Below are 15,458 nucleotides of genomic sequence, written 5' to 3'. Positions count from 1 at the left end.
AACCGAGGAGGAACCCCCACATGCCGAAGACCATCCCCATCACCCGCCGCCTTGCCGCGCTGCTTGCCGCGGCCGGCTTCATGGCGTCCATCGCCGCCCTGCCCGCCAGCGCGGGCGCCCAGGCGCTCGACAGCCCGCTGCGCATCGTCGTCGGCTACGCGCCCGGCGGCGCCACCGACCGCGTGGCGCGCATCGTCGGCGACAAGCTTGGCGCCAAACTGGGCGTGCCGGTCATCGTCGACAACAAGCCCGGCGCGGGCGGCCGCCTTGCCGCGCAGCAGGTCAAGCTCACACCCGCCGGCCAGAACGTGCTGATGCTCGCCAACCCGGCCGTGATGGTGGTGGCGCCGCTCGTCTTCAAGGACAACAACTACGACGCCGAGCGCGACTTCGTGCCCGTGTCGCACGTCAACACCTACAACTTCGCGCTGTCGGTGTCGCCCACGCTGCCGGTGCGCGAGCTCAACCACCTGCTGGCGTGGATGCGCGCCAATCCCAGCCAGGCCAACGTGGGCGTGCCGGCCACCGGCAGCCTGCCGCACTTCTTCGGCCTGATGGTGGGCGAGAAGGCCAAGGTGCAGACGCAGGTGATCGGCTACCGCGGCTCGGCTCCGCTGCTGAACGACCTGATCGGCGGCCAGGTGCCCATCTCGGTCGACACCGAGGACGTGGTGCTGCCGCTGCACGACACCGGCAAGCTGCGCATCCTCGCGCTCTCGGGCGAAAAGCGTTCGCCCTTCGCGCCGAAGATCCCGACCTTCAAGGAGGCCGGGCTCGACCTTGCCGCCACCGGCTGGAACACCTTCTTCGCGCCCGCGAGCATGCCCAAGGCCAAGGTCGAGCGCCTGGCCAGCACCATCCACGAAGTCATGCAGGATGCCGACACGCAGCGCAAGTTCAAGGATGCCGGCATGACGCCGGTGGTGAGCACACAGGCACAGACCGCCGCGATGCTCAAGGCCTACAAGGCGCAATGGGCCCCCGTCGTCCAGAAATCCGGCTACCAACCTTAGAACACCCCCAGTCTTCGCGCACTTCGTGTCGCTTCGCCAACCCCCTTGCAGGGGGCAACACCAGCGGCCCGGCAAAGCCGGTTCCGCGGTGTTTCACGAAAAGACTTTCTGATCTCTCAAAGCAGCGAACTGTTCATGACCAGACCCAACATCATCTTCATCGTGGCCGACGACCTCGGCTATGCCGACCTCGGCTGCTACGGCGGCCGCGATGCCGCATTCGGCCCCGTGTCGCCCGTGCTCGACGGCCTGGCGGCCAATGGGCTGAAGCTCACGCAGGGCTATTCGAACTCGCCCGTGTGCTCGCCCACGCGCTTCGCGATGATCACCGCGCGCTACCAGTACCGCCTGCGCGGCGCGGCCGAGGAGCCCATCAACAGCAAGAGCCGCGGCAGCACCACGCTCGGCCTGCCGACCGAGCACCCCACGCTGCCTTCGCTGCTGAAGGCCGGCGGCTACCAGACCGCGCTCATCGGCAAGTGGCACCTGGGCTACCCGCCCACCTTCGGGCCGCTGCGCTCGGGCTACGACGAGTTCTTCGGGCCGATGTCGGGCGGCGTCGACTACTTCACGCACTGCGACTCCACCGGCCGCCACGACCTGTGGTTCGGCGAGGAAGACAGAAAGGAAGAGGGCTACCTCACCGACATCCTCTCCAGGCGCGCCGTCGACTACGTGGAGCGCATGTCGAAGCAGGACGCGCCCTTCTTCCTGAGCCTGCACTACACCGCGCCGCACTGGCCCTGGGAAACGCGCGACGACGCCGGGAAGGCGCCGCTCGTGAAAGACAACCTGTTCGACCTGGCCGGCGGCAACATCCATGTGTACCGCCGCATGATCCACCACATGGACGAAGGCATCGGCTGGATCATGGCCGCGCTCGAGAAGCACGGCATGGCCGACAACACGCTGGTGGTGTTCACCAGCGACAACGGCGGCGAGCGCTTTTCGGACAACTGGCCGCTGGTCGGCGGCAAGATGGACCTGACCGAAGGCGGCATCCGCGTGCCATGGATCGCGCACTGGCCCGCGGTGATTGCCAAGGGCGGCGAGAGCCGGCAACTGTGCATGACCATGGACTGGTCCGCCACCATGCTCGACGCGGCCGGCGTCAAGGCCGATGCGGACTACCCGCTCGATGGCGTGTCGCTGATGCCGGTGCTGAAGGACGCGAAGCACAGTTTCCGCCGCCCGCTGCACTGGCGCATGAACCATCGCGGCCAGCAGGCCATGCGCGATGGCGACTGGAAGTACCTGAAGGTGGACGGCAACGAATACCTGTTCAACATTCCGGCCGACGAGCGCGAGCGGGCGAACCTGGGCAAGAAGGAGCCTGGGCGGCTCGCGGCCATGCGGGAAGACTGGCTGGCCTGGAATGCCACGATGCCCGCGATTCCGGAGGATGCGACGGTGAGCCTGGGCTACTCGGTCAAGGACATGCCGCAGCGCTGAACCCAGGCGAAGGAACGAGCGGCTCCGCCGCCTCGTCCCTTCGCCAATCCTTCACCTGTTCACGCCAAGCTCGAACCTGCGAGCGGAAGCGGCCAGCTCGGAGGCGCCGGCCATCGCCAAGGGGTCTGCCGCGGAGGCAGCGCCCGCCTCCAGCGAGCACCACGCGGCTGCGGGTTTGTCCGCTTCGAGCGAGCACCACGCGGCCGCGGGTTTGTCCGCCTCGAGCGAACACCATGCCGCTGCGGGTTTGCCTGCCTCAAGCGAACACCATGCCGCTGCGGGTTTGCCCGCCTCGAGCGAGCACCATGCCGCCGCGTCCTTGCCCGGCTCGTGCCGGGCTGCGGCCGCCGGCTCGCCGAATTCCTCGGCGGTCAGGCGCTGCATCTCCAGAAAGGCCGCTTGCAGCGCCTTGGCGTCTTCCTCGCCGCGCAGGCCGAGGTACGGAAAATGGTGCAGGAAGTAGCCGAAAGCGGTTTCGCAATCCGCTGCGTACTTTCTCGTGTCGAGGATGTGCATGTGCCAGAAGCGGTCGACGTCCTGCTCGGGAGCGAGCGTCAGGTCGGGGTGCTTGGCGTGCAGTATCAAGTAGCGCTTGTAGGCCACCTCCATCTGGTCCGCGTAGCCTGCCGACCAGCCGTAGCCATCCTCTTTGCGGCAAGCCTTGAACTTGATCGGCGTGAGGTCGATCGCCTCGATGGCGGCGATCGTCTGCTCCAGTGTCTTGCGCTGGGTGGAATGGATCATGAATGCTCCTGTGAAGGTTGGGGAAGGTCCGAGCGAACGTGCCCGGCGACGATTGCTTCAAAAGTTCGGCCGTCAGGCGGCCTCCGATGGAGCAAACTGGTTGCGCAGGTGACGCGCCATGAAGTTGCGTGCCTCGTCGGCAGGAACGGGCTTGCACAGCCAATAGCCCTGTGCCTCGTCGCAACCGTGGCTGCGCAGGTAATCGAGCTGGGCCGTGGTCTCGATGCCTTCGGCGACCACCTTCATCCGCAACCCGTGGGCCAGCGTGATGATGCCGTCGATGAGCGCCCGCGCGTCGGCGTCCTGCGAAAGGTCGTTGATGAAGGAGCGGTCGATCTTGACCGTCGACAGCGGGAAGTGCTTCAAGTAGGAGAGCGAGGAATAGCCCGTTCCGAAATCGTCGATGGCGAGGCCGACGCCCATGTCCCGGATCGTCCGGAGCAATTTCGCCGCACGCTCGGGATTCGCCATCACCGCGCCTTCGGTGATTTCCAGCTCCAGCAGCGACGGCTCCAGGCCCGAGGCTTCCAGGACGGCCTGTATGTCAGCGATGAGCGTGCGGCTTCCGAATTGGCGCGGCGACAAATTGACGCTCATCAGCACCTTTGGCAAACCGGATTTCTGCCACGATCGCGCATCGGCGCAAGCCCTCTCCAGCGCCCATTTGCCCAAGGACACGATCAAGCCGAGCTCTTCGGCGATCGGAATGAACTGCACCGGCGGAATCATGCCCAGGACAGGGTGGTGCCAGCGCATCAGCGCCTCGACGCCGACGATGTGCTGGGTCTGCAGATTCATCTTCGGCTGGTAGTGCATTTCGAGCTCGCCACGTTCCAAGGCATGGCGCAGTGCGCTTTCGAGCATCAGCTGTTCGGTATTCTGTGCATTCATCTTCGCGGCGTAGAACCGGAAGGTGTTGCGGCCTCTTTCCTTGGCCCGATACATCGCGGTGTCGGCGTTCTTCAGGAGTGCTTCTGCGTCGCCGCCGTTGTCCGGGTAGATGCTCACGCCGACGCTGGCGCTGACGTGCAGTTCGCGTCCGGCGAGGAAGAAAGGCTCGGCGCAGCAGGCCAGCACTTTTTCGGCGAGCCCCGCGGCATCGTTCGCGCTGGACAGGTTCTCCAGCAGCAGCACGAACTCATCGCCACCGAAGCGCGCCACGATATCGGTCTCGCGCAGCAGCGCCGTGAGGCGCTCGCCGCAGATCTTGATCATCTCGTCGCCCACGCCGTGGCCCAGCGTGTCGTTGATGTGCTTGAAGCGATCCAGGTCGACGAATATCACCGCGAACTGCTTCTGATGGCGGTTGCTGCGCTTGATGGCGCGAGCAAGCTCGTGTTGCAGCGCGGCGCGGTTGAACAGGCCGGTCAGTCCGTCGTGGCTGGCCATGAAACGAAGGCTTCTCTCAGCCAGCTTGCGCTGCTTGTACTGGGCGATCTGCAAGGCGATCACACGCAGCGACTCCTGCGTCTCGGCGTCGACGGCGTACGGGTTGGAACCAAGGAGCTCCAGCGCCGTGATCGAATCGGTAACGGCCATCGGCACGACGACGCCGACGGCCAGCCCGGCCTCGCGGGCCATCGCATCGCGCGCGAAATGGCCCGGAGCCGCCAACAGGTTGATCTGCACGATGCCGCCGGTTTTCCAGGCGCGGCCCAGCGAGCCTTCGTCGGCCTGGTATTCGAACGACCGGCTGTCGGAAGCGAATTGCCGCACCGCCGGGGGAATGTGCTCGGCATGCCAGGCGGCGGCACAGCGAACCACGCCGTCCTCGCCAACGCTCCACAACGCGCCGCAGTCCCAGCGCAGGTCGGTGCATACGGCTTCCAGCGCCTGCGAGATCACCGTCTCGGCCCTGCCATCGCCGGCAAGCAGACGAGCGATCCTGTATTCGAGCCCCTGGCGCAATGCATCCTTGCGCGGCCGGGTGGCGTCGCGCACGGTACCGCGCACCATCGTCTTTCCGTCTTCTTCGGCCGACTGTGCGATGACGTGGAGCCAGCGTTCGGTGCCATCGGGCAGGCACAGGCGATGCTCGAATTCGCTGCGTTCCGTGGACCCGGAGGCCAGCGCGAGCTGCTGTTCGACCGCGGGGCGTTCTGCGGCCGGAACACGCAGGAGCAGCGTGGGCAGGTCGGGCTGCAAAGGGCCCGTCTCGAAGCCCAGGATGCGCAAAGCTTCGTCGGAGCATTGCAGGGTTCCGGTTTCGGGATCGAGGATCCAGCTGCCCAGGCTTGCCAGGTGCTGCGCTTCCTCCAGCTGCCGTTCGCTGGTGCGCAGGTGGCGGGTCATCTCGTTCGCCAGGATCTGGGCTCGGCTGCGTGCGGTGGTCAGCGAAAAGACGATGCCGGCAAGCAGCATGCTGGTGGCCAGGCCGCCGAAGACGATGAACCATGGAATGGCCTTGTCGAGCGGACCGAAGACCTGGTTTTCGTCTTGAGCGACTTCCACAAGCCAGGAGTGGCCGCCCAGCTCGAAGCCGAGCATGCGTTCGAGACTGCGCGCCGGTGCCGCAGCGGGCTTGGCCAAGGCCGCGCTGTCGAACAGCAGTTGCCGCTCGCTGAATGAGGTCGCCGCGACAAACCTGGTCTCGACGCGTGTCCCGATCGCCCCACGGCCCGGCCCGGCATCGATCAAGCGCAGCCGGAACGTCCTGCTGGCATCGGCCCCCACCACGTCGCTCAGCATCCCTGCGACGCTGAAGCCCGAGCCGACCGAACCGATATAGGCGTTGCGCCGCTGCTCGAGCGTATCGAGCGGCTGCCGTGGCCGGTAGACCGGCAGCCGCATCGCCAATCCGATGTCGGACTCGCGGCCCGCGATGCGGACCTTGCGGCCGGACGTGACGAGGCCGCCGGTGTCGCGCCCCTGCTCGAGCGCATCTCCCCTGTCGGGCATCGCGCCCAGGTCATTGCCGAGCAGCCTCTCGTTGCCGGCCTGCGGTTCGATGTAGACCAGCGGGTAGTAGGTGTCCCGCTCACCGGGCGGCTTGATGGCGAAGCGGGAGGCCACGCCAGCGTCGAGGCTGGCATCACCGCGGACCTGTTCCTCGAAGGCCTGCTTGTCGTTGGCCGCAACGCGGGGCGCATAGGTGACGGCCTGGAAACCGGGGTAGGCTCTCGCCAGGTTCAGCCCCGCGACATAGTCCCTGAAATCGCTTCGGGTCACGGTCTCGGAAGTGTTGAATCGCGCACGCAGGCCGATCAGGACGGCAATGTAGTCGTCGAAGCGGGCTTCGACCTTGCGCGCCAGGTCGAGGGCGGTTGCGTCGAAGCGCGCTTGGGCACTGCGCCCGATCTCCTGGCGGGCGGAAGCGCCCAGGACGATCGACAGCGCCGTGCCAGCCGCGAAAATCACCAGCGGCAAGCGAATCCTGATCCAGACGGACGATGACATCGGATTTGATCCTGTCCTCGACGCAGGCCGGTTGGTTCCGTGTGCAGCAGCGCGGCACGGCAGAGAACGCAACAGGTTGTATCGTTGGCGCAATATATAGGGCCGGTGCAAGAACGTCACGCGATTTGTCTCGGCAGCCAGGCAAAGCCGTGCCTGGCGCGCCGCGACCGCATCGGTGTTGCTGGAAGTCTGCAACCGGGCCGCGAGAGGGGGCCTGATTCCGAAGACATCAACATGTAACACTAAGGTTGCAGGACAATCCCGGGCAGCAAAAAACTACAGCCCGAGATCGCCATGACCCTGGACGAACTGTTTACCGACAGCCACTTGCTTCCCACGGTGCCCAAGGTGGTGTTCGATCTCATCGAGCTCCTGCGCAACGAGGACGCCGCGGTTTCCGTGGTGGCACGCAAGATCGAGCTCGACCAGGTGCTGACAGCCCGCGTGCTGCGCATGGCGAATTCGCCGTACTTCGGGCTGCGCCGCAAGATCCTCTCGATCCAGGACGCGATCCAGCTGCTGGGCTTCTCCTCGATCCGCTCCCTGGTGGTGAGCTCCGGCCTCACGGGCACCTTCCGCAAGGTCGAGGGCGTGCACCTGCCGGCCTTCTGGTCGCACAGCCTGCGCGTGGCCGCCGTGGCCCGCTACCTCGCGGGTAAGACGCGCCGCGTGGACCAGAGCCTGGCCTTCACGGTCGGCAGCATGCACGCCATCGGCCACCTGATCATGGCCGGCGCCATGAAGCAGCCGATGGCCGAACTCAACGCCGTGCATCCCTTCGACCGCATGGGACGGCTCGAAGTGGAGCGGCAGAAGTTCGGCTTCCATTACGGCCAGGTCGGCGCGCGGCTGGCGGCCCGCTGGGAATTCGCACCCGAGTTCGTCAGCGCCCTCTCCTCCTTCGCCAACCCGATGGAGGCCGAACACGTCGATCCGCTCGCCAGCGTGCTGCACCTGGCGGTCTGGCGCGTCGCCCTGGAGCGCGAAGGGCTCCGCATCGGCGACGCGCAACACGTATGGCCAGCCCAGCCTGCCGACGCGATCGGCCTCTCCGAGGACGTGATGCAGGACATGCCGGCACCGCGCGAACTGGCGTCCGACCTGGAATCGATGATCGCCTGATCACCGGACGGGCGCCGCCCGCCCGTTTGCCGGGGCCTCGGCCCCACTGCCTTACCCGCCCATGGATGCGCCGCATTGATGCGAAAGGCAGAGCTGTTTGACTTTTTTAGATATATCGAAAATAATTTAGATATACCTCAAGAGGACATCGATATGCGGCACTTCCATTTCGGCCACCACCACCATCACCACTGCCACTCTCCGCGCGGCGAACACGAAGACGGTCTCTCGGGCGGCCGCGGACGCCACGGCGGCGACGAGCGCATGCACGGAGGCGGCGGAGGCCGCGGCGGACGCGGCGGCAGCCGGGTGTTCGGCCATGGCGGGCTGCGCTTCGTGCTGCTGCAACTCATCGCCGACAAGCCTGCCCACGGCTACGAACTCATCAAGGCCATCGAGGACCGCCTGGGCGGCAGCTACGCGCCGAGCCCCGGCGTGGTCTACCCCACCCTCACGCTGCTCGAGGAGATGGGCTACCTGAGCGTGGAAACGGCCGACACCGGCGGGCGCAAGCGCTACAGCATCACCGCGAGCGGCCGGGAATTCCTGGCCGCCAACCGCGACACGGCCGACGCCATGATGGCCCGCATGAACGGCGGCGTCGACGGCGCCGGCCCGCGCGGCGGCCGCCCGCCACAGGTCACGCGCGCCATCGAGAACCTGAAGCTCGCGATGCGCATGCGCCTCTCTGGCGCCCCCCTCACCGAACAACAAGCCCACGATTTCGCCGCGGTGCTCGACAGCGCCGCTCAACAGCTAGAGCGCATCTGAACTTCTTTCTTTGAAATGACCGACTTCACAACCACTTCTGCCTCCATCACGCCCGACCGCACGCCGCGCCGCGTGCGCCACGAGCTTCGCTTTCGCCGGCTCGCGGTCCAGACCGTGCAGCGCCTGACGCCGCACCTGATCCGCATCACGCTCGCGGGCGACGACCTCGAAGGCTTCGCGAGCCCGGGCTTCGACGACCACGCAAAGATCTTTTTCCCCGACGCGGCCGGCCAGCTCGCGCTCCCGACCATGGGGCCGGACGGCCCGGTGTGGCCCGCGGGCGGCCGGCCCGCCATGCGCGACTACACGCCGCGCCGCCACGACGCCCGCGCCAACACGCTGGAACTCGACTTCGCGCTGCACGAGGCCGGCCCCGCCACGCAATGGGCCGAGCGGGCCAGGCCCGGCGACGTGCTCGGCGTGGGCGGCCCGCGCGGCTCGTTCATCGTGCCGACAGCGTTCGACTGGCACCTGCTGATCGGCGACGACACCGCCCTGCCCGCCATTGCGCGGCGCCTGGCCGAGCTGCCGGCCGGTGCACGCGTGGTGGTGCTGGCCGAGGTCGACAGCGAGGCCGACCAGGTTCCGTTCGAAACGCAGGCGGAGCTCACATTGAAGTGGGTGCACCGCAACGGCGCGGAACCGGGCCTGAGCCCGGTGCTGCTCGATACGCTCAAGGCCATGGAACTGCCGGCCGGCGACTTCCACGCCTGGGTGGGCTGCGAATCGGCGATTGCGAAGGCGCTGCGCGCGCATCTCGTGGGCGAACGCGGCGCCAACCCCAAGTGGACGCGCGCCTCCGGCTACTGGCGGCGCGGCGCGGCGGCCACGCACGATACGCACGACGAGTGACCCGGCCCCTCAGAGCCAGCCGGCGCGCCTGAACCGGTAGTAGAGATAGCTGCAGGTGGCCGCAATCAGCGCCAGCGCCACCGCATAGCCGTAGCGGAATTTCAGCTCCGGCATGTGCTCGAAGTTCATGCCCCAGATGCCCGCGAACGCGGTGCACACCGCAAAGATGCTGGCCCAGGCCGCCAGCCGCTTCGTGACTTCGCTCTCCTCGATGGTGACCATCGAGAGGTTCACCGAAATGGCCGTGCCGATGGTGTCGCGCATCGCGTCGATCGAGCCGTTGATGCGGCCCAGGTGGTCGGCCACGTCGCGAAAGTATTCCTGCGAGGTCACGCAGATCTGCGGCACCCGCCCGCCGTACAGCTTGCCCGCCGCCTCGACCAGCGGCGCCACGGCGCGCTTGAGGATCATGCTGCGGCGCTTCAGGTCGTACAGCTGCTTGATCTTGTCGCGCGCCGCGCCGCCCTGCGCGAAGATCTGCTGCTCGATGGATTCGAGTTCCACCTCGAGCGCGTCGATGACGGGAAAGTAGCGGTCGACCACCGCATCCATCAGCGCATACAGCACAAAGCCCGCGCCGTTGCGCAGCAGCTCGGGCTCGCGCTCGCAGCGCTCACGCACGCCCAGGAAGCCCTGCTGGCTGCGGTTGCGCACCGAGAGCACGTAGTTCTTCCCCACGAACACGTCGACCTCGCCCACGTTCACGCAGTGCTCGCCCTCGGCAGAAGGCTCGACCAGGTGCATCACGACGAAGAGCGAATCGCCGTATTCCTCGACCTTGGGCCGCTGGTGGCCGTGGTGGGCATCTTCCACCGCCAGCGGATGCAGGTTGAATTCATCCTGCATCTGGGCCAGTTCCTCCGGCGTGGCGTCGCTCAGCGCCACCCAGACGAAGCAGCCGGGCCGGGAGATGTACTCGCTGATGTCCTCGACCGGAATGTCGGCGAGCTTGGCGCCGTTCTCGTAGGCCACGCAGTTGATCAGCATCGGTACTCGTCCATGGTCGGTCTTGAAGGAGGCGGGTCAGGCCACCGTCTCCGGATTCGAAGCCGCGGCCGGCAGCAGGCCGGTGTCGGCCAGCGCGGCCTCGATGGCCTGCGTCTCGCTCCTGAGCAGCGCGAGGCCCTTTTCGGCGAATGCGCGATGGCTTGCCACGTCGGCCCACAGGCTCGCGGCGGCTTCGGCGCATGTCAATGATGTGAATCGGATGCGGCCCTTCGCCAGCTCGGCGAAGCGTTTCTCGCGCAGCGGGTCCGCCCGGTCCCAGGCGCCGCCGATGAGCACGCGCCGCCCGCGCTTGATGCGCGGTTCGCGCTCGGCAAAGAAAGGCAGCCTGGCGGACAGCCAGCCCGGCAACCCGGAGTCCGACGCGGTGTCGAAGGCCGTTGGGGCGGTGTGCGCCTTCGCAAAGCCGCGCAAGGTGCCGAGCTGATAGAGCACCGCGTCTTTCGGCCCGGCTGCAGCGCCGCCTTCCACCGGCCTGATGATGGACGCGCCATGGCCTGCCCGCCCGTCGGGCCGTTTCGATTTGCGCAGGTCGGCGAGCTGTGCTGGCGTCATGCAGAGGTACAGCGCAGCGAGTTCTGCCGGCACGGTGGCGGTGTCGGGCAGCGCGTCCGCTTCAGGGCCTTTGAATTCATCCGGGTGGACCATGGGCGCCTTGTTTCTTCACGCGGGGTTCGCGCCGGCGGATTTTAAAGGTGGGCTGCCGGCCCGGCCGGACCGTTCGCCGTCCCCGATAATCGTCCGAGTGAAAACGACGACCGCGCAACCCTCCCCCTCCACCAGCGACTTCTCCGGGCACACGCCCATGATGGCGCAGTACCTGGGCCTCAAGGCGAACCATCCGGACACACTGCTGTTCTACCGGATGGGCGATTTCTACGAACTGTTCTGGGCCGACGCCGAAAAGGCCGCCCGCCTGCTCGATATCACGCTCACCCAGCGCGGCCAGTCGGCCGGCCAGCCGGTGGTGATGTGCGGCGTGCCCTTCCATGCGGTCGACACCTATCTTGCGCGGCTCATCAAGCTGGGCGAATCGGTGGCCATCTGCGAGCAGGTGGGCGAAGTCGGCGCCAGCAAGGGGCCGGTCGAGCGCAAGGTGGTGCGGGTGGTCACGCCCGGCACGCTGACCGATTCGGAACTGCTGAACGACAAGAGCGAATCGCTGCTGCTCGCGGTGCATGCGGGCACACGCAACTTCTGCGGCCTGGCCTGGCTCAGCGTGACCGGCGCCGAGTTGCGGCTGGCCGAATGCCCGGCCGATGCGCTCGAAGCCTGGATCGCGCGCATCGCGCCGAGCGAACTGCTCTACAGCGCCGAGGTGACGCCGGCCTTCGAGCAGCGCCTGAAGGCCGCGCGTGCGTCCACGCCCTTCACGCTCTCGATCCGGCCCGCATGGCAGTTCGACGGCGGCCTGGGCGAACGCAAGCTCAGCGAGCAGATGGGCAGCAACAGCCTCGCGGCCTGGAATGCCGAATCGCTCGCCAATGCGCATGCCGCCGCGGCTGCGCTGCTGGGCTATGCCGAGCACACGCAGGGCCGCGCGCTCTCGCACGTTCAACGCCTGTCGGTGGAACGCGATGGCGACCTGATCGAACTGCCGCCCACCACGCGGCGCAACCTGGAGCTGGTTCAAACGCTGCGAGGCGAAGACGCACCCACGCTGTTCTCGCTGCTCGACACCTGCATGACGGGCATGGGCAGCCGGCTGCTCAAGCGCTGGCTGCTGTCGCCGCGGCGCGACCGCAGCGAGGCGCAGGCCCGGCTCGAAGCCATTGCCGCGCTCCAGTCCACCGTGCTGGGCGGCACGGCCGCGCCCTGGCGCACCCTGCGCGAGCAGCTCAAGAACACCAGCGACGTGGAACGCATCGCGGCGCGCATCGCGCTCCGGCAGGTGCGTCCGCGCGAGTTGCTCGCGCTGCGCCTCGCGCTCGCGAAGGCCGAGCAGCTGGCACCGGCGCTTCCGGCCTCTGGCGAGCTGCTGGGCCGCATCATCGAACGGCTCGCGCCGCCGCCGGGCTGTGCCGACCTGCTGGCGAGCGCGATCAAGCCCGACCCGTCGGCGCTGGTGCGCGACGGCGGCGTGATCGCCACCGGCCACGACGCCGAGCTCGACGAGCTGCGCGCCATCAGCGAGAACTGCGACGATTTTTTGCTGAAGCTCGAAGTCAGCGAACGCGAGCGCACCGGCATTGCCAACCTGCGCGTGCAGTTCAACCGCGTGCACGGCTTCTACATCGAGGTCACGCAAAGCGCGCTCTCGAAGGTGCCCGACAACTACCGTCGCCGCCAGACGCTGAAGAACGCCGAGCGCTTCATCACGCCCGAACTCAAGGCCTTCGAGGACAAGGCACTGAGCGCGCAGGACCGGGCCCTCGCCCGCGAGAAGTGGCTCTACGAGCAATTGCTCGATGCGCTGCAGCCCTCGGTGCCGGCGCTCACGCAGCTGGCCGGCGCCATTGCCACGCTCGACGCGCTGTGCGCGCTGGCCGAGCGCTCGCACACGCTGCACTGGCGCGCGCCGAGCTTCGTCTCGCACCCCTGCATCGAGATCCAGCAGGGCCGCCATCCCGTAGTGGAGGCGCGGCTGGCCGAAAAATCGTCGGGCGGCTTCATCGCCAACGACACCCAGCTCGGGCCGCAGCAGCGCATGCAGGTGATCACCGGCCCCAACATGGGCGGCAAGTCGACCTACATGCGGCAGGTGGCGATCATCGTGCTGCTGGCGTCCATCGGCTCGCACGTGCCGGCGGCGGCCTGCCGGCTCGGGCCGATCGACGCCATCCACACCCGCATCGGCGCCGCGGACGACCTGGCCAACGCGCAGTCGACCTTCATGCTCGAGATGACCGAGGCCGCGCAAATCTTGCACAGCGCCACCGCCCAATCGCTGGTGCTGATGGACGAGATCGGCCGCGGCACCAGCACCTTCGACGGGCTGGCGCTGGCCGCGGGCATCGCGGCCCAGCTGCACGACCGCAGCAAGGCCTTCACGCTGTTTGCCACCCATTACTTCGAGCTGACCGAATTCCCGGCCACGCACCACTGCGCCGTGAACATGCACGTGAGCGCCACCGAGGCGGGGCGCGACATCGTGTTTTTGCACGAAATGCAGCCCGGTCCGGCCAGCAAGAGCTACGGCATCCAGGTGGCGCGGCTCGCGGGCATGCCGGCCGCGGTGGTCAACCATGCGCGGCAGGCGCTCGAGGCGCTGGAGTCGCAGCATGCCCAGACGCGGGCGCAGGTCGACCTGTTCGCCCCGCCCCCGTCGGCCGAAACGCCCATGGCCAGCGCCGTAGAATCCGCCCTGGCCGCGCTCGACCCCGATGCGATGACGCCACGGGAGGCGCTCGACGCGCTCTATGCCTTACAAAAACTGAACACGCGCGAACGCAGCGCTGCGTAGCGGGCATCCTTCGTGCGAGATGAAAAAATGACTTATTGCGTAGGCATCAAACTCAACGCCGGCCTGGTGTTTCTTTCCGACTCGCGCACCAATGCGGGCGTGGATCACATCAGCACCTTCCGCAAGATGATCGTCTACGAGCAGCCGGGCGACCGCGTCATGGTGCTGCTGTCCTCGGGCAACCTGAGCATCTCGCAGTCGGTGCGCGAAATCCTGCAGATCGAGGAGCTGCGCGAAACGCGCGAAGACGGCTCGCAGGGCGACCCCATCACCATCTGGAACGCCAAGAGCATGTTCGACGCCGCGCGCGTGCTCGGCTCGGCGGTGCGCCACGTGTATGACCGCGACGCCGAGGCGCTCAAGCATGCGGGGCTGGACTTCAACGTGTCCTTCATCTTCGGCGGCCAGGTCAAGGGCGAAGGCATGCGCCTGTTCCTGGTCTATGCGGCCGGCAACTTCATCGAGGCCACCACCGAGACGCCCTACTTCCAGGTGGGCGAATCCAAGTACGGCAAGCCGGTGCTCGACCGCGTGCTCACGCCCGAGACCCCGCTCGACGAAGCCGCCAAGTGCGCCCTGGTGTCGATGGACTCGACCATGAAGTCGAACCTGTCGGTGGGCCTGCCGCTCGACTTGGTGGTGTACGAGGCCAACAAGCTCGAGACCGACCGCGTGATCTGCATCGACGCCGACAACCCCTACTACCGCATGATGCACAACAGCTGGGGCCAGAAGCTGCGCGAGGTGTTCGACAGCATCGAGGATCCGGTGTGGGACGACTCCGCCACCGAGCATCCGCTGAAGATGCCGGCCACGCGGCACAGCCCGCTGCGCAAGATCTCGACGCCCGACGAAAAACTGATCTGAAGCCGACCGCGGCCATGCCGATGCCTCCCGTCGTGTTCTCGCACGGCAACAGCTTTCCTGCGAGCACCTACCGCGTCGTCCTCGACAGCCTGCGCAGCCGCGGCTTCGAGGTCGATGCCATCGAGAAATTCGGGCACGACCCGAAGTACCCCGTCACCGACAACTGGCCGCACCTGGTGCAGCAGCTGGCCGACTTCGCACAGCAGCGCGCCGACCGCGCCGGCGGCCCGGTGTTCCTGGTCGGCCATTCGCTGGGCGGAATCCTGAGCCTGATGTGCGCGGCGCTGCATCCGGCGCTCGCTTGCGGCGTGGTGCTGCTCGACTCGCCGGTTCTCAGCGGCTGGCGCGCGAACACGCTCAATGTCGTCAAGCGCACACCGCTCATGAAGAGCATTTCGCCCGGCGCCATCAGCCGCAAGCGCAGGAACAGCTGGGCGCACCGCGAAGCGGTGTTCGAGCACTTCCGCAGCAAGAAGGCCTTTGCCAGGTGGGACGAGCAGGTGCTGCACGACTACATCGACCACGGCACCTTCGCGAGCGAAGACATGCGCGAACTGAGTTTCGACCGCGACGTGGAAACGGCCATCTACAACACCCTGCCCCACAACCTGGGCGCGCTGCTGCGCCGCCATCCGCTCAAGTGCAAGGCGGCCTTCATCGGCGGGCGCCAGTCCGCGGAGATGAAGCAGGTGGGCATGGCGATGACCCAGAAGGTCACCAGGGGACGCATCGCCATGCTCGACGGCACGCACCTGTTTCCCATGGAAAAGCCGCTGGCCACAGCGGCGGCGGTCGAGGCAGCGCTGCGCAACCTGATGGGCTGATCGGCAGCG

General features: G+C 67.2%; 12 protein-coding genes. 8 read left to right on the top strand and 4 right to left on the bottom strand.

The features are described 5' to 3' along the window. Positions 1–20: 20 nt before the first annotated feature. Positions 21–1,013, top strand: coding sequence for a Bug family tripartite tricarboxylate transporter substrate binding protein (locus FB547_RS24295; RefSeq protein ID WP_145746213.1), 993 nt, complete (start codon positions 21–23; stop codon positions 1,011–1,013). A 135-nt stretch (positions 1,014–1,148) separates the two neighbouring features. Then, positions 1,149–2,465, top strand: a complete 1,317-nt coding sequence (locus FB547_RS24285; protein ID WP_145746212.1) for a sulfatase — start codon at positions 1,149–1,151, stop codon at positions 2,463–2,465. 51 nt (positions 2,466–2,516) lie between these two features. Here FB547_RS24285 and FB547_RS24280 read toward each other — a convergent pair whose 3' ends face one another. Both FB547_RS24280 and FB547_RS24275 read right to left on the bottom strand, forming a co-directional pair. After that, entirely contained in the window at positions 2,517–3,209 is a 693-nt protein-coding gene (locus FB547_RS24280) for a glycine-rich domain-containing protein (RefSeq protein WP_145746211.1), read from the bottom strand. Between the two features lie 72 nt (positions 3,210–3,281). Continuing rightward, positions 3,282–6,605 (bottom strand): EAL domain-containing protein, encoded by a 3,324-nt coding sequence (locus FB547_RS24275; protein ID WP_145746210.1) that lies wholly within the window; start codon positions 6,603–6,605, stop codon positions 3,282–3,284. A gap of 294 nt (positions 6,606–6,899) precedes the next feature. Here FB547_RS24275 and FB547_RS24270 point away from each other — a divergent pair, with 294 nt between their 5' ends. From FB547_RS24270 to FB547_RS24260, 3 genes are all read left to right on the top strand, one after another. After that, positions 6,900–7,727 carry an HDOD domain-containing protein gene (locus FB547_RS24270; protein WP_145746209.1) on the top strand — a complete coding sequence of 276 codons (828 nt, stop codon included), beginning with the start codon at positions 6,900–6,902 and terminating at the stop codon, positions 7,725–7,727. A 153-nt stretch (positions 7,728–7,880) separates the two neighbouring features. Further along, positions 7,881–8,498 (top strand): PadR family transcriptional regulator, encoded by a 618-nt coding sequence (locus FB547_RS24265; RefSeq protein WP_145746208.1) that lies wholly within the window; start codon positions 7,881–7,883, stop codon positions 8,496–8,498. Between the two features lie 15 nt (positions 8,499–8,513). Next, entirely contained in the window at positions 8,514–9,350 is an 837-nt protein-coding gene (locus FB547_RS24260; protein ID WP_145746207.1) for a siderophore-interacting protein, read from the top strand. A gap of 9 nt (positions 9,351–9,359) precedes the next feature. Here the strand turns inward: FB547_RS24260 and corA are convergent, their stop codons facing one another. Both corA and FB547_RS24250 read right to left on the bottom strand, forming a co-directional pair. Beyond that, positions 9,360–10,337 (bottom strand): magnesium/cobalt transporter CorA, encoded by a 978-nt coding sequence (gene corA / locus FB547_RS24255; RefSeq protein ID WP_145746206.1) that lies wholly within the window; start codon positions 10,335–10,337, stop codon positions 9,360–9,362. Positions 10,338–10,373: 36 nt separating this feature from the next. Then, the gene (locus FB547_RS24250; protein ID WP_145746205.1) at positions 10,374–11,003 is read right to left on the bottom strand and encodes a hypothetical protein; all 630 of its coding nucleotides are present in this window, start codon (positions 11,001–11,003) and stop codon (positions 10,374–10,376) included. A 157-nt stretch (positions 11,004–11,160) separates the two neighbouring features. Between FB547_RS24250 and mutS the strand changes: the two genes are divergently transcribed. From mutS to FB547_RS24235, 3 genes are read left to right on the top strand one after another with little or no spacing between them, the layout of a single operon-like run. Continuing rightward, the gene (gene mutS / locus FB547_RS24245) at positions 11,161–13,758 is read left to right on the top strand and encodes a DNA mismatch repair protein MutS (RefSeq protein WP_261380374.1); all 2,598 of its coding nucleotides are present in this window, start codon (positions 11,161–11,163) and stop codon (positions 13,756–13,758) included. Positions 13,759–13,785: 27 nt separating this feature from the next. Beyond that, positions 13,786–14,625, top strand: coding sequence for a proteasome-type protease (locus FB547_RS24240; RefSeq protein ID WP_012748685.1), 840 nt, complete (start codon positions 13,786–13,788; stop codon positions 14,623–14,625). Positions 14,626–14,639: 14 nt separating this feature from the next. Next, positions 14,640–15,449 (top strand): alpha/beta fold hydrolase, encoded by an 810-nt coding sequence (locus FB547_RS24235; RefSeq protein ID WP_186454237.1) that lies wholly within the window; start codon positions 14,640–14,642, stop codon positions 15,447–15,449. The last annotated feature ends 9 nt before the right edge of the window (positions 15,450–15,458 follow it).

Origin of the sequence: Variovorax beijingensis, from assembly GCF_007828835.1 — a bacterium.
Taxonomy (GTDB): domain Bacteria; phylum Pseudomonadota; class Gammaproteobacteria; order Burkholderiales; family Burkholderiaceae_C; genus Variovorax; species Variovorax beijingensis_A.
The sequence above is the reverse complement of the archived record's forward strand: the minus strand, read 5'-3'. Positions and strand labels throughout refer to the sequence as shown.